The sequence below is a fragment of the Streptomyces sp. NPDC104309 genome, from assembly GCF_055584025.1.
Genome location: NZ_JBVJMV010000015.1, coordinates 37,142 through 51,864 on the forward strand (window position 1 = coordinate 37,142; position 14,723 = coordinate 51,864).

A 14,723-nucleotide genomic window follows, 5' to 3' on the forward strand; every position below is an offset into this window, starting at 1 on the left:
GCGGGTCCCGGACGGGCGCTCGGCCCGTCACCATGGAGCCATGACCGTTCCCCAGGACGCCTCCCCCGGTGTCGCGCCGCCCCCCGAACCGAGGCCGCAGCTGCGGCGCAGCCCGCGGCACAAGGTCGTGGCCGGGGTGTGCGGCGGGCTCGGCCGGTACTGCGACGTCGATCCGGTGATCTTCCGGATCGTGCTCGGTGTGCTGTCCGTGACCGGCGGCATCGGACTGATCTTCTACGGCTTCGCCTGGCTGCTGATCCCGCTGGAGGGCGAGGACGAGAACGAGGCGCGCAGACTGCTGTCCGGCCGCGTCGAGGGTGCGTCGCTGATCGCGGTGCTGCTCGCACTGATCGGCTGCGGACTGTTCCTCTCCATGCTGGGCAACGGCGGCACGCTGGCGTTCTCCGCGATGCTGTCGCTCGCGGTCGTCGGGTTCGCCGTCTGGACGCAGAACCGCAGGGCGGCGGCGCCCGAGGATCCGCTGCATCCGGCGACCGCGCAGGCGGTGGCGGACGCACCGCCCGAGGTGAAGGCCCCGCCGTCGCCGGGCAGCCCGTCGTGGTGGCGGGATCCGATCATCAAGGACGGCACGTCGGGGCCGATGGGCGTCGGCTATCTGTGGGGTCCGGCCGACGCGACGCTCGACAAACGGGCGCCGCGCCCGCGCGGAGCGGCTCCGGACGACCCGTTCCGCGCGCCGCGGCGGGAGCCCGGCACCACGGGTCCGACCTCGATCGGCGGCCTGGTCTTCCTGTTCGCGCTGATCGCGGGCGGCCTGGGCACGGGCCTGAGCTGGGACTCCCACCCCCTGGGCACGAGTCTGCAGTTCGGGCTGGCCGGCGCGCTGGCGGTGTTCGGGCTGGGGATGCTGGTCAGCGCGTTCCTCGGCCGGACCGGGTTCGGCACGGTCATGCTGTCGATGATCACGGCGGCCCTGCTGGCGGGCGCGTCCGCGCTGCCCAAGGACATCACCACCCAGTGGGTGCGCGAGGGCTGGCGTCCCGCCTCGGTGGCGGCGGTCCGGCCGCACTACGAACTGGGCTCCGGGGTGGCGCGGCTGGACCTCACCGAGATCATGGTCCCCCGGGGCGACACCGTCGTGACGCGGGTGCGGGTCGCGGCGGGCCGCGCGGTCGTCGTCGTACCGAAGGCGGTGACGGTGAAGGTGGACGCGCGGGCGGGCCTGGGCGACATCACGCTGCCGGTCAGCCGGCCGAGCGGCGCGCAGACGGGCCCGCAGGTCGATGTGAACGTCACTCCGTCGCGACAGGAGCACAGGACGCTTCCGCCGCCCCCGGGCAGCAAACCGGCCGGCACGGTCGCGCTCACCCTCGAAGTCGGCATCGGACAGGTGGAGGTCACCCGTGCTGCGTCATGAGATCCGTCCCGGACGGGCGGTGGCGGGCTCGGCCATGCTCGTCCTGGCGGCGGGATACGCGGCGGACGCGGCGGGGGCCTGGGACGCCCCGTGGGTCTTCTTCTTCCCGTTGTTCTTCGGCGGCCTCTGGCTGGCCGCCACCGCGACCTGGGTGAACTACCGGATCCGTCGCCGTCGTGACGCGCGCAGGGCGTCCACGGAGAACGCCGCGGCCCCGCCGAGCAGCAACGGCAGCCAGGCCATGAGGTAGATCAGGTCGTTGCCGTAGTAGTACGGCTTGACCTGCCAGCTCACCGTCAGCCAGAGGCTCAACGAGATCAGCGCCCCGCCGAGCGCCGCGAGCCGCGCCCACAGACCGAGGAGGGTGGCGATGCCGACGAGGAGTTCACCGATGGCGATGGCGTGCCCGAAGCCGCTGGGGCTCTTCAGCGCGAGGTCGACGAGGGCCGGGATCGCGGACGAGTCGCGTACCGCGTGCATCGTCTCGCCGATGGATCCGGCGCCGCTCGCGCGGAAGAAGGAACTGTCCGTCAGTTTGTCGAGCCCGGCGTAGACGAAGGTGACGCCGAGGAAGATCCGCAGGGGCAGCAGGGCGTGCTCCCGCGCCAGTTCCCCGAGCCCCCTCGGCTCGCCCAGACCGCGTACGTTGGTGCCGTAACCCTGCATGGTGGCTGCCCCGCCTTCCCGTAGACCCGTCACCAGACCATACGTACGCGGTGCACGCGCCGCCCACCCGGTGGGGCGGCCGGTCGGCCGGTCGGCGCCACCCGACCGGGCCGTCCCCGGCCGTCAGTCCGTCACATCGATCTCGACCCGGTTCGTCTCCACTCCGGCGGCGGTCACGACCTGCACCTCCACCAGCCCCGGTTCCACCTCCACCGGCACCGGCACGGTGAGCACTCCGTCGGTCGGGTTGGCGAAGCCGCCGGCGACCGGGATCAGCGGCACGTGCACATGGACCCGGCCGATCCGCACGACCATGCGGGCCAGCCGGTCCGGCGTCCCGGCCCCGGGCGGCACGAAGCCCGCGCCGCGGATCTCGATGTCGTCGCCGGTACGGATCGGCGCGTCCAGATCCCCGGCCTCCCGGGCCCGGACCACCGAGAGCACCACCGGGCGCCCGCCCTCCGCGTACTTCCCGGCGAAGTACGCGACCGCCGAGACGGTGACCAGCAGCGCGAGCCCCCACGGCAGGTCGGGCAGCTGCTCGGGCCTGCGGGCCAGGCGGACCGCGGCGAACAGTACGGCGACGGTGCTCACCAGCACGTACTGCACATCCGTGAAGCTGCCCCGCCCGGAGTCGTCGGTGAGCAGATCGGCGGCGCGCGGCCGGTCGGCCCGCAGCTTCTGCAGCCGCCCCGACAGGGCCCGTACGGTCACCACCCGGCGTACGACCACGGCGACGGCGCACACCAGCGCCAACACGGTCACCACCCCGGCGCCCCGGGCCAGATCCAGCCCCTCGATCAGTTCGTCACGCTCGGCATGGCCGGAGGCGCCCGCCAGCTGGAGGGCCAGCACGAGTACGGAGAAGACCGCGAGCAGCACCCAGGACGCGGCGACCGCCCGGGAGGTGGAGAGCCGGTTGTCCTCGCCGATCACCGGGGCGAGGAGGCCGCCGCGGGCCCGGTGGACATGGGCGGCACCGGTCAGCAGGCCGGCGGTGACGAGTCCGGCGAGCAGTCCCGCCGTACGGGCGTTGGTCCAGCCCGCACCGATGGCGGTGGCGGATTCCGCGACGACCAGGACGACGAGGCTCCCCCACACCGCGATCAGGGTGCGCCGCCACACCCGGTACAGCCAGGCGTCACCCGCCTCCCGGCCCCGTTCGGCGACGGTCCTGGCCGACTGGGTCAGCTCGTCGGAGACCCACTGGCGGGTCGCGGAGGCGGACTGGGCGACCCCGGGCGGCAGCCCCTGCCCCGCGGCGAGTTCGTCCCGCTTGGCCAGGAAGGCGGCCACCGCGCGCCGGTGGCCCTCGCGCGCCCCGTGCGGGCAGCCGCCGCACGTGCAGCCGCCGCCGTGCGTGCTGCTCGCCCTCGCCTCGTCCAACGCCACGGAGAACGCCGCCCTTTCCTGTACCGGTACAGCCAACTCAGCTGTTAATGCTGCGAATTGTGCCGTACAGGAGGGCTCGGGGCCGCATCGGGGCGGCCCGTCGGCGCGTACCGTCAGAATGTGCGACTGATCCGGCGCCACAGAGGCTGGTAGTTGATCCAGGCCACCAGATCGCTGCCCAACTGCTCACGGGTGGCGATCGCGTCCCGGTGCTCGATCAGCACCGGCTTTCCGGCCGCCCGCGCGGCCAGCTGCACCTGGCAGGAGCGCTCCAGCGTGATGAACCACCAGGCGGCCGCGTCCACCGAGTCGCCGACGGTCAGCAGTCCGTGGTTGCGCAGCACGATCGCCTTGTGCCCGCCGAGCGCGGCGGCGATCCGGCGCCCCTCCTCCTCGTCGACGACGACCCCGGTGTACGCGTCGTACAGCACGTGGTCCTCGTAGAAGGCGCAGGATTCCTGCGTGATCGGCTCGATGAGCTCGCCGAGCGCGGACAGGGCCCGCCCGTGCACGGAGTGGGTGTGCGCGACCGCGACGGCGTCCGGGCGTGCCCGGTGCACCTGCGCGTGGACGGCGAAGGCGGCCTGATTGACATGGCGCCGCCCCTCGACGACCTGCCCCTCCCCGTTGACCAGGATCAGTTCGTCCGGCACGAGCCCGTCGAAGGGCACCCCGAAGGGATTGACCCAGAAGCAGTCGGTGAACTCCGGGTCCCGCGCGGTGATGTGACCGGAGACGCCGTCCTCGTACCCGTACTCCCCGAACAGCCTGAGCGCCCCGACCAGCCGTTCCTTGCGGTACGCGCGCTCCTCCTCCACGGACTCGTGGACGGGCGGCATCGCGAAGTGGAGCTGGTCCAGAGGTATGGGCGTGGGCTCGGGCATGGCGACTCCTCGGGGCTCCCAGGGCGTACGGGATCGGAAGTTACCGCCGGTTGCCGCAAGTGGCCAGGGGTGTCGCCGAATGATCCGGTGCGGGGTCGGAGGCGGGCTCCTTCAGGGGCGGCGACGGTTGATCGCGGCGAGGTCGACATCGATGGGGAAGGGGACGTCCAGCTTCAGTCTGCTGTGGTGGATGCCGGTGGCCACGTAAGCCCCGAGCGCGGGATCGAGCTCGTAGACGTACACCACCGGGAGGCCCTCGTTCTGCTCCACCCGCCAGAAGTGCCGGACGCCTGCGGCAGCGTATTTGCGGGGTTTGACCTCGCGGTCCCTGTCTTCCGACTCCTCCGAGACGACCTCCACGGCCAGAATGACGTCCTCCGGCCGCAGCCACGTGTCGTTCGGTCCGGTATCCGCTCCGAGCGGAACCACGAGCACGTCCGGCTCCGGCCGGTTCCGCTTGTTCAGCCTGATGCTGAATTCCCGGAAGACATCGAGATCGTCCGGAGCCTGATCGAGAAGTGCGTTTTCCAGCAGACGCATGGTTCGCATATGAAACTTTGTCTGCGGACTCATGAAAACGAGACTCCCGTCGATCAACTCCGTGCGCCTCGGCAGATTCGGCAGCCGGTCGAGGTCGTCAGCCGTCCAGCCGCCGGGCGGCGGAACCGGATAGTTGTACTTCTCGTCCAACTCGAACTCGGGTGCAGCACTCATGATTGCTCCCATGGGAGTGAGTCTCGTCCAATAAATCAGCCTACCCAGCTGGTACGACAATGCCGCCGCCCAAACGAATGAGCGACGGCATCAGCGTTGACCCTGCAAAAAAGGTCACTCCCACTCGATGGTGCCCGGCGGCTTGCTCGTCACGTCGAGCACGACGCGGTTGACGTCGGCGACCTCGTTGGTGATGCGGGTGGAGATCTTGGCGAGCGTCTCGTACGGCAGGCGCGACCAGTCGGCCGTCATGGCGTCCTCGGAGGAGACCGGACGCAGCACGATCGGGTGGCCGTAGGTGCGGCCGTCGCCCTGGACGCCGACCGAGCGGACATCGGCGAGCAGGACCACCGGGCACTGCCAGATGTCGCGGTCCAGACCGGCCGCGGTCAGCTCCTCGCGGGCGATGGCGTCGGCCTCGCGGAGCAGGTCGAGCCGCTCCTTGGTGACCTCGCCGACGATACGGATGCCGAGGCCGGGGCCGGGGAACGGCTGGCGCTGGACGATCTCATCGGGCAGGCCGAGCTCCTGGCCGACCATCCGGACCTCGTCCTTGAACAGCTGGCGCAGCGGCTCGACGAGCTGGAACTCGATGTCGTCGGGGAGACCGCCGACATTGTGGTGGGACTTGATGTTGGCGGTGCCGGTGCCGCCGCCGGACTCGACGACGTCCGGGTAGAGCGTGCCCTGGACGAGGAAGGCGACCTCCTCGCCGTCGGCGGCGCCCTCGGCGACGAGCTCGGCCTGGGCCTGCTCGAAGACGCGGATGAACTCCCGGCCGATGATCTTCCGCTTCTGCTCGGGGTCGGAGACCCCGGCCAGCGCGTTCAGGAACCGCTCCTCGGCGTCGACGACCTTGAGCTGGACGCCGGTGGAGGCCACGAAGTCCTTCTCGACCTGCTCGCTCTCGCCCTTGCGCATCAGACCGTGGTCGACGTAGACGCAGGTCAGCTGCGAGCCGATGGCCTTCTGCACGAGTGCGGCGGCGACCGCGGAGTCGACACCGCCGGACAGCCCGCAGATGGCGCGCTTGGTGCCGACCTGCTCACGGATCAGCGCGATCTGCTCCTCGACCACGTTGGTCGTGGTCCAGGTCGGCTCGATGCCGGCGCCGCGGTAGAGGAAGTGCTCCAGGACCTGCTGGCCGTGCGTGGAGTGCAGGACCTCGGGGTGGTACTGGACGCCGTAGAGCTTCTTCTCGTCGTTCTCGAAGGCGGCGACCGGTACGACGTCCGTGGACGCGGTGACGGTGAAGCCCTCGGGGGCGGCGGAGCAGGCGTCGCCGTGCGACATCCAGACCGACTGCTCGGCGGGGGTGCCCTCGAAGAGCGTGGAGCCGGTCTTGGAGACGGTGAGCGGGGTGCGGCCGTACTCACGGGCACCGTTGTCGTCGACGGTGCCGCCGAGCGTGGTGGCCATCAGCTGGAAGCCGTAGCACATGCCGAAGACCGGGACACCGGCCTCGAAGATCGCCCGGTCCAGGGAGGGCGCGCCCTGCGCGTACACCGAGGAGGGGCCGCCGGACAGGATGATCGCCCGGGGGTTCTTGGCCAGCATCTCGGCCACCGGCATCGTGGACGGGACGATCTCGCTGTAGACCCGCGCCTCACGGACGCGTCGGGCGATGAGCTGGGCGTACTGCGCCCCGAAGTCGACAACGAGGACCACGTCGGTGGCGATGTCGGGGGCGGCGAGGGGTGCTGCTGGCACGGGGCGGCCTTCCGGCGGTGAAGGGGGGGGTCGGTTTTGTCGATTCTACCGGGGTTGCGAAGGCGGGCGTCGTCACGCCCGGACGGGGGTGCGGGAAGCGCGGGCCGCGGGCCCGGGGCCCGCGGGTGTCTCAGCATCCGGGCCCCGTGTTGGTCCGGATGCGCGGCGGGGCCATACTGAGGACATGCGTGAGCACACGACCTTCGTCTTTACCTATGGCATCCGGCCCGCCGGCTGCCATGGTCGTGCTGCTTGATCCACTGACAAGCAACGTTCCAGGCGCCCCGGGCCGAAAGGCCCGGGGCGTTCTGTCGTTCCGGACCGGTCGGCTTCGGGGAGCCGCGTCCCCCGAGGAGTCACCGACATGACCAGCACCGCCCCCACGAAGTCCGGCACCGCCCCCGCGAAGACCGCCGCCGAGAAGACCGGCGCGCACACCGAGGAGGCCGCCGCGCTGATCGACGGCGCGAGGTCCCGCATCGACGCCCTCGACGACCGGATCATCGGGCTCGTCCAGGAGCGGATGGCCGTCTCGGCGGTCATCCAGGAGGCTCGGATCACCTCCGGCGGCCGGCGGATCAACCTCTCCCGCGAGATGGAGATCCTCGGCCAGTACCGGGACGCGCTCGGGAAGCCCGGCACCGCTCTCGCCATGACGCTGCTGGAGCTCTGCCGCGGCCGGGCCTGACGCCGCGCGGCCCGGGTGTCCGGGCGTATCCCAGTTCGCCAGTTCGGGCCGACTCTCACCCGTACGGCGCGTGACCGGGTCAGCCGCGGCTTCGTTGGTCCCGGTGTCCGTGCCAGCCAGGGGCGGCTTTGGAAGGAACCACGCGTGGCTCCGCTGGAGCGTGTGGCGTACTGCAGGGTACGCCGTGGGACCGCGCCCCAGCGTGCGTGACCGGTCGGCAGGGGACAGCAGCCCGGTCACCCCAAGAACGGTCGGCTCCGGGGACGCCCGGAGCCGACCGTATCCGGGCGGAACGGTCCGCGTGGGGCAGCCGTCCGGCCCGGCGCCGACGCGCCCCGGTACTCGGACCGACCGGCGCATGGGGGCGGTCTCCTTCGCGCAGGGCCCCATGGACCGGATTCCCGGTCCGCAGGGGCCCTTGCTCATGCCGTCTCCTGCGCCTCCTGCGCACCTCTCGCACCGTGCGTCTCCTCCGCCCGGACATCTCGCGCACCGTGCGTCTCCTCCGCCCGGACATCTCGCGCACCGTGCACCCGATGTGCGTGGCGCACCGTGGTCGACCGGCGCACGGAGAGAGACGTGAGCGGCGTCACGTAAATGTTTTGTGAGTATCCGGACAACCATTGCGCCGGACCGCGGGTCAACCATGCGGAACCACCGGCCCCGCCTGTGACCCTCACGGCTGGCCCGTCCCGATATCCGTACTGCTCACAGCGGTACGCCGGACTCCTGAGGTCTTCATGAAGCTTCGCCGCACCATGGCGCTCGCCGCCGCCACGGCCGTCATCGCGCCCGCCGCGATCCTGGCCGCCCCGGCCGCGTTCGCCGACACGACGGACGCGACCACCCTCGCCGAGAGCTCCACCACCCCCGCGCCGAGCGACTCCGCGTCCCCGGAGACCGACGCCTCCCCGTCGGCCACCGAGTCCCCTTCGGCGCCCGCAGAGGGCGAGCCCGGCCCGAGCAAGGCGGCCGAGGACACCGGAAGCACCTCTCCGGCCCCGGACCTGGTCACCAGCGCGTCCCCGAGCGCTTCGGCGAGCGCGTCCACGTCGTCGTCCGCGTCCCCGTCCGAGTCCGAGGACCCCGAGCCGACGGAGTGCGCCAAGTCCGATCTGGACATCTCCATCAACGGCCTGCCCGGCAAGATCGCCCGGGGCAGTGGCTGGCACACGTTCAAGATGAACGTCTACAACGCGTCGAAGTCCACCGTGAAGAAGATCGACTACTTCGCGGGCGCCTCCTCCGACAAGAACGGCGACGACCTCTTCAAGTCCAAGCACGTCAGTCTCCAGGCCCTCGACACGGACACCGGCACGTGGGAGGAGCTCAGCGAGGGCGGCCGCACGGTCGGCTACGTCGGCCAGTCCGACAAGATCCGCGCGGGCTACGAGGTCGACATCCCGCTGCGCATCAACGTGAAGGCGAGCGCCCCCGTCGGCGCCGGCTTCACCCTCGGCGCCGGTGTCTACGTGGGCGACAAGAACTGCGCGGGCGTCAGCGACGTCGCGTACAAGTTCAAGATCGTGAACTCCGGCGAGAGCGGTGCGAAGCCGCAGACCGGCGGCAGCGCTCCGGTGCCGTCCACCAAGCCGGCCGACAACCCGACGGGCAAGGTCTCCGGCACGCTGGCGGAGACCGGTTCGTCCTCCGCGGTGCCGGTGTTCGCCACCGCGGGTGGTGCGGCCGTAGTGCTCGGCGCGGGCGCGATGTTCATCGTGCGGCGCCGCAGGAACGGTGACGCGGCCGTGTAAGGCGCTTCGTCACCGTCGGCGTGGGGGCTGCACTCGGAGGGGGGTGCAGCCCCTTTGCGCTGTCCCGGTTCGCCACCGCCGTCGGCGCTACGGCTACGGCTACGGCTTCTTCTTCGGCGGGACGGCCGGCAGCCCGAGGAACGGCAGCCTCAGTGCGCCGAAGGCCTCCTTCGGCACCGCCGGCGCCTTCGGCTCGACGGCGGCCAGCCGTGCGTAGGCCGCGCCCTGTGCCGGGCGCGGGTCCGCCTCGCCCTTGTTGGGCCAGAAGGACATCGCCCGCTCGGCCTGAGCGGTGATGGTGAGCGACGGGTTGACGCCGAGGTTCGCGGAGACCGCCGAACCGTCCACCACCGAGATGCCGGGGTGTCCGTAGAGCCGGTGGTAGGGGTCGATGACCCCCTCCTCAGCGCTCGCACCGATGGGGCAGCCGCCGAGGAAGTGCGCGGTGAGCGGGGTACCCATCAGCTCACCGATGTTCGAACCGGCGAAGCCGTTGATCTCGTCGGCGAGCAGCGTGGCGCTGCGCGTCGCCTCCTCGATCTGTGTGGGGTTGGGCGCGCCGTGCCCCTGCCGGGCGGTGAGCAGACCCTTCCCTATGCCGCCCGGCTTGCGGTACGTCGTCAGGGAGTTGTCCAGCGACTGCATGACGAGCCCGATGATGGTCCGCTCCGACCAGCGGCGGTTGGAGAGCGAGCGCACGGCGAGCGTCGGGTGCTTGGCCATGCTGCCGAGCCAGCCCAGTACCCGGCGCCCGCCGTACGGCACCTGCAGGATGGACAGCGCGCCCATGGCGTTGGAGCCCTTGCCGTAGCGGACCGGCTCGATGTGGGTGTTCCCGTCGGGGTGGATCGAGGATGTGATCGCGACGCCCCGGGTGAAGTCGGCCTTGGCGGTACCGTGCTTCTTGCGGTAGCGCCGGTCGCTGGTCTGCGAGCCGACGAGCGCCTCGGAGTTGGTACGGGTCAGCTCGCCGAGCCGGTCGGAGAGCCGGGGCAGCAGTCCCCGGTCCTTCATGGTGTGCAGCAGGGTCTGCGTTCCGTACGTGCCCGCCGCGACCACCACCTCGCGGGCGCGCAGCCGCGTCGGCTTCGCCTTCCCCCGGCGATCGGTGGGGACGGTGGTGACACGGTAGCCGCCCTCCGGATGGTCCGTGATCGCGACGACGGAGGTCATCGGGTGGATGACGGCTCCGGCCTTCTCGGCGAGGTGGAGGTAGTTCTCGTTGAGGGTGTTCTTCGCGCCGTGGCGGCAGCCCGTCATGCATTCGCCGCACTCGGTGCACGCCTTGCGGGCGGGGCCCGCGCCGCCGAAGTACGGGTCGGCGACCGTGCCGCCGGGCTTCGCCCTCGCCGTGCCGTCGGCGTCCTCGCCGTCGCCGAAGAAGACGCCGACCGGAGCGAGATGGAAGGTGTCGCCGACGCCCATGGCCTGCGCGGCCGCCTTCAGATGGACGTCGGAGGGCGTCGTCGTCGGGTTGAGCCGGACCCCGAGCATCCGCGTGGCCTGGTCGTAGTACGGCTTCAGCTCGTCCTGCCAGTCGGTGATGGACGCCCACTGCCGGTCCTCGAAGAACGGCGCGGGGGGTACGTACAGCGTGTTGGCGTAGTTGAGCGAACCGCCGCCGACCCCCGCGCCGGCCAGCACCATCACCTTGCCGAGCAGATGCACGCGTTGGATGCCGTAGAGCCCGAGGGCCGGGGCCCACAGGTAGTTCTTGAGGTCCCAGGAATTCTTGGGCAGGGTTCCGGGGGTGAAACGGCGGCCCGCCTCCAGCACCCCGACCCGGTAGCCCTTCTCGGTCAGCCGCAGGGCCGACACCGCACCGCCGAAGCCCGAGCCGACGACCAGGACGTCGTAGTCGTACGCGGCGTCGTCGTACGCGGCGTCGTCGGCCGGTTCCGGGGAGACGGGCCGATTCCGGGCAGGGCTGTCCTGGGGCATGGCTCTCCTCGGTACGAAAAGGACAGAAGGTGCTGCGGTGTTATGGAGTCAGCGCAGGCGGAACGCCTTCATCGCCTTCAGGCTGCGGGTCATGAACGCCGCGTACTTCTCGTCGTCCATGCCGAAGACCGGGGCGAGCGGAATCAGCCGCTGCTGGGCGACGGTCTGCGCCTCGGTGTACTTGAGGATGCCCTCGGAGCCGTGCCGCCGGCCGAGACCGGAGTCCTTCATGCCGCCCATCGGGGACTGCACGCTGCCGTACGCCGGGGCGTACCCCTCGTTGATGTTGACCGTGCCGGTCCGCAGCCGGGCGGCGACCTGGTGCCCCCGCTTGGAGTTCTTGGTCCAGACGCTCGAATTCAGGCCGTACGGGGTGGCGTTGGCGAGGGCGACGACCTCGTCCTCGTCGGTGAAGCGGTAGACGGAGACGACCGGGCCGAAGGTCTCCTCGTTGCAGACGGCCATCGGCGCCTCGACGCCGTCGAGAATGGTCGGCTCGTAGAAGAGCGGGCCGATGTCGGGGCGAGCGACGCCGCCCGCGACGAGCGTGGCGCCCTTCTCGACGGCCTCCGCGACATGCCGGGTGACCGTCTCCAGCTGGCGTTCGCCGACCAGGGAACCCATGTCGGCCCCGTAGGCGAGGGAGTTGCCGAGCCGCATGGTCTTCGTACGGGCGGCGAAGCGGGCCACGAAGTCGTCGGCGACCGACTCGTGGACGTACAGCCGCTCGATGGAGATGCAGAGCTGACCCGCGGAGGAGAAGCAGGCGCGGACGGCGCCCGCGGCGGCCTTCTCCACGTCGGCGTCCTCCAGGACCAGCATGGCGTTCTTGCCGCCGAGCTCCAGCGAGACCCCGACGAGCCGGGCCGCCGCACCCTGCGCGACCTCGCGGCCGGTCCGGGTGGAACCCGTGAACGAGACGTAGTCGGCGTGCTTGACGACCTCGGGGCCGACGACCGGTCCGTCACCGAGGACCACCTGGAAGACCTCGGCGGGCAGCCCGGCCTCGATCAGCAGGTCCCGCGCCCACAGCGCGGTCAGCGCGGTCTCCGTGTCGGGCTTCATCACGACGGCGTTGCCGGAGACGAACGCGGGCAGCGCGTCACCGACGGACAGCTCCAAGGGGTAGTTCCACGGCGCGATCTGGCCGACCACGCCGCGCGGCTGACGCAGCTCGGTGACCTTCGTGAGCGTCGGCACGACTCCGGTGTGCCGCTTGGGCTTCAGATACGAGGCGGCCGTGCGCCCGTAGTGGCGGGCCGCGACGGCGACGGCCTGCACCTCCTCGTGAGCATGCAGCCGGGCCTTGCCGGTCTCCAGCTGGATGAGGTCGAGCACCTCGGCCTGGCGGCCGAGCACGAGGTCGTGGAAGCGGAGCAGAACGGCCGCCCTCGCGCGGACGGGGGTCGCGGCCCAGGCGGGCTGGGCCTTGCGGGCGCGGTCGAAGGCCGTCGCGACGTCCTCGGGGGTGGACTCGGGCAGGTCAGCCAGCTTCTCCCCGGTGAAGGGGGTGTGGTTGGCCGTGCGGCCGCTGCCGACGACCCCGCGCGTGAGGTGGGCGACCACCTCGGGGGTGACCACGTCGGCGGCGGTGCGCGCGCCTTCGGGGGCGGCGGCCACGGGGTTGGTGCCGACCGGGGCGGAGGAGGTGGACGTGGAGGCCTGCGAGTCCGTCATGAGGGCGAGAGTACGTCCAGCCGCACGCTTTGGGTACCCGTGAGTAACGGGTTTTCACACTCCCCACAAACAAGCCAGTGATCACTGGCAACAAAGCCCCTGATCAGGACCCCTGTGGTCGTCGGCACGATCCGACGGGCGTCAGTCGGAGCCGTCGGGCGCCCGCCATCCGCGCAGTATCGTCTCGAACTGTTCCCGCGTGGTGTCCCAGTCCGACGCCGGCCCCGTCATGTACATCGCATACTCCGGACCCCCGTCCTCCCCGAAGTACATCTGCTCGATCGCGTGGCGCGGCCCCGGGTGGTCCTTGGTCTCGGTCCAGGTGAACTCCCAGAGCGAGCCCGGCCGGTCGCGGTACGTGTTGGAGTGCAGGGTCCTGCTCTTGTACTCGGGCAGCCGCTTGGCCAGCTGCTTCTCCAGATTCAGCATGTGCATGTACGAGTTCTCGAAGTCCGGCGCCGGGTCGACGCTGATCCGGATGTAGTGCACCCCGTTGTCCGGCGTGTAGTCGATCTGGTTGCGGTTCGCCCGGCGCTCCCAGCCGACGGGCACGGTCAGGCTGAACCCCTCGGGGTCGTCCACCCGGTGCCAGCCCTTGGGTATGCCGTTGACCGGCCGATCGGGCTTCGGCGCCGACGGAGTGCCGAGCGTCCTGGGGGCCGTGGGGGTCCCGCTCGCGTGGGTGCCCGTGCCGCCGCGCCCGGCGGAGTTCTCCGCGCGGTCGCCGTACTTCATCGCGGCGAGCCCCGCACCGCCGCCCACCAGCGCGGCGGCGGCGATGACCAGGACCGCCGTACGCCACCGGCCACCGCTGCGCCGGGTCACCGGGGGCGACGCCGGGCCCGATGCGGAACCGGCCGCCGGTTGGGGCAGTTGAGCCGCGCCTGCCGCACCCGCCCCGGAAGCGGCGTCCTGGTCCAGCGTGCGCAGCACCTCGTCGGGGACGCGCTGCGTCGGTACGTACGCCTGCGCGGCTCGCGGTTCGCGGCCCTCCATGGCCTCCAGCAGCATCCGTTCCGCCTCCGCCGCCGACGGCCGGTCGTCGGGCTCCTTGCGGAGCAGCGCGGTGATCACGGGGGCGAGCGGGCCCGCCTTCCGGGGCGGCGGCGGTTCCTCGGTGACGACGGCCTGCATGGTGGAGATCGGGGACGTACGGCGGAACGGCGAGCGCCCCTCGACCGCGGTGTAGAGCGTGGCGCCGAGGGACCACAGGTCGGACGCGGGGCCGGGATCGCCGCCGCGTACCCGTTCGGGCGCCAGATAGTCGATGGAGCCGACCAGTTCACCGGTCCTGGTGATGGTCGAGTCGCCCTCTATCGCCGCGATCCCGAAGTCGGTGAGCAGCACCTGGCCGTCCTTGGCCAGAAGGACGTTGCCGGGCTTCACGTCCCGGTGCAGGACCCCCGCGCCGTGTGCGGCGCGCAGGGCGCCCAGCACATGGAGTCCGATCCTGGCGGCCTCGCGCGGCTCGATCTCGCCGGACTCCTTGGCCTCGTCGGCGAGTGACGGGCCGTCGACGTACTGCATGACGATCCAGGGCCGGTTGTCGTACTCGATCACGTCGTGCACCGTGACCACGCCCGGGTGCGTGATCCGGGCCGCCGCGCGGGCCTCCTTCTGCGTGCGTGCGTGCAGCACGATCCGGTCGGCCTCGGCGACGTACAGCCCGGCTGTCAGCTCCTTGACCGCGACCGTGCGGCCCAGCACCTCGTCGTGGGCCCGCCAGACCTTGCCCATGCCGCCGCGCCCGAGGACTTCGCCGAGCCGGTACCTTCCGGCCAGCACCAGTCCCGCGTCCGTGCCTTGTGATCGATCCACGTCTCCCCGCCCCGTTCCCTCGGAGGCCAGATTACGGAGGGGGTGCACGGCCACGGAACCTCGCCTCCCCCACGAGACCGCACTGTGATGCTTGTCGCTCC

The 14,723-nt window shown here is 71.3% G+C and carries 12 protein-coding genes; 3 read left to right on the top strand and 9 right to left on the bottom strand.

What is annotated here, in order from left to right:
* Positions 1-40 precede the first annotated feature (40 nt).
* A complete protein-coding gene (locus ACZ68L_RS22495; protein WP_469579560.1) occupies positions 41-1,378 on the top strand; it encodes a PspC domain-containing protein in 1,338 nt (445 codons plus the stop codon).
* Here the strand turns inward: ACZ68L_RS22495 and ACZ68L_RS22500 are convergent.
* From ACZ68L_RS22500 to guaA, 6 genes are all read right to left on the bottom strand, one after another.
* Positions 1,373-1,519 (bottom strand): hypothetical protein, encoded by a 147-nt coding sequence (locus tag ACZ68L_RS22500; protein WP_469579562.1) that lies wholly within the window; start codon positions 1,517-1,519, stop codon positions 1,373-1,375. The genes ACZ68L_RS22495 and ACZ68L_RS22500 overlap by 6 nt on opposite strands.
* Positions 1,520-1,534: 15 nt before the next feature.
* Positions 1,535-2,044 carry a DoxX family protein gene (locus tag ACZ68L_RS22505; RefSeq protein ID WP_469579760.1) on the bottom strand — a complete coding sequence of 170 codons (510 nt, stop codon included), beginning with the start codon at positions 2,042-2,044 and terminating at the stop codon, positions 1,535-1,537.
* Between the two features lie 123 nt (positions 2,045-2,167).
* Positions 2,168-3,436, bottom strand: coding sequence for a hypothetical protein (locus ACZ68L_RS22510; RefSeq protein WP_469579762.1), 1,269 nt, complete (start codon positions 3,434-3,436; stop codon positions 2,168-2,170).
* Positions 3,437-3,549: 113 nt separating this feature from the next.
* Entirely contained in the window at positions 3,550-4,320 is a 771-nt protein-coding gene (locus ACZ68L_RS22515; protein ID WP_469579564.1) for a class II aldolase/adducin family protein, read from the bottom strand.
* A gap of 111 nt (positions 4,321-4,431) precedes the next feature.
* The gene (locus ACZ68L_RS22520; protein ID WP_469579565.1) at positions 4,432-5,034 is read right to left on the bottom strand and encodes a Uma2 family endonuclease; all 603 of its coding nucleotides are present in this window, start codon (positions 5,032-5,034) and stop codon (positions 4,432-4,434) included.
* 114 nt (positions 5,035-5,148) lie between these two features.
* Positions 5,149-6,744 carry a glutamine-hydrolyzing GMP synthase gene (gene guaA, locus ACZ68L_RS22525; protein WP_469579567.1) on the bottom strand — a complete coding sequence of 532 codons (1,596 nt, stop codon included), beginning with the start codon at positions 6,742-6,744 and terminating at the stop codon, positions 5,149-5,151.
* Positions 6,745-7,108: 364 nt separating this feature from the next.
* Between guaA and ACZ68L_RS22530 the strand changes: the two genes are divergently transcribed.
* Both ACZ68L_RS22530 and ACZ68L_RS22535 read left to right on the top strand, forming a co-directional pair.
* Entirely contained in the window at positions 7,109-7,432 is a 324-nt protein-coding gene (locus ACZ68L_RS22530; RefSeq protein WP_469579570.1) for a chorismate mutase, read from the top strand.
* A gap of 740 nt (positions 7,433-8,172) precedes the next feature.
* The gene (locus ACZ68L_RS22535) at positions 8,173-9,186 is read left to right on the top strand and encodes an LAETG motif-containing sortase-dependent surface protein (RefSeq protein WP_469579572.1); all 1,014 of its coding nucleotides are present in this window, start codon (positions 8,173-8,175) and stop codon (positions 9,184-9,186) included.
* Between the two features lie 99 nt (positions 9,187-9,285).
* Here the strand turns inward: ACZ68L_RS22535 and ACZ68L_RS22540 are convergent, their stop codons facing one another.
* From ACZ68L_RS22540 to ACZ68L_RS22550, 3 genes are all read right to left on the bottom strand, one after another.
* Positions 9,286-11,127: a GMC family oxidoreductase N-terminal domain-containing protein gene (locus tag ACZ68L_RS22540; protein WP_469579575.1), complete on the bottom strand. Its 1,842-nt coding sequence runs from the start codon at positions 11,125-11,127 to the stop codon at positions 9,286-9,288.
* Between the two features lie 48 nt (positions 11,128-11,175).
* The gene (locus ACZ68L_RS22545; RefSeq protein ID WP_469579576.1) at positions 11,176-12,804 is read right to left on the bottom strand and encodes a succinic semialdehyde dehydrogenase; all 1,629 of its coding nucleotides are present in this window, start codon (positions 12,802-12,804) and stop codon (positions 11,176-11,178) included.
* Between the two features lie 141 nt (positions 12,805-12,945).
* Positions 12,946-14,622, bottom strand: a complete 1,677-nt coding sequence (locus ACZ68L_RS22550) for a serine/threonine-protein kinase (RefSeq protein WP_469579578.1) — start codon at positions 14,620-14,622, stop codon at positions 12,946-12,948.
* Positions 14,623-14,723 lie beyond the last annotated feature (101 nt).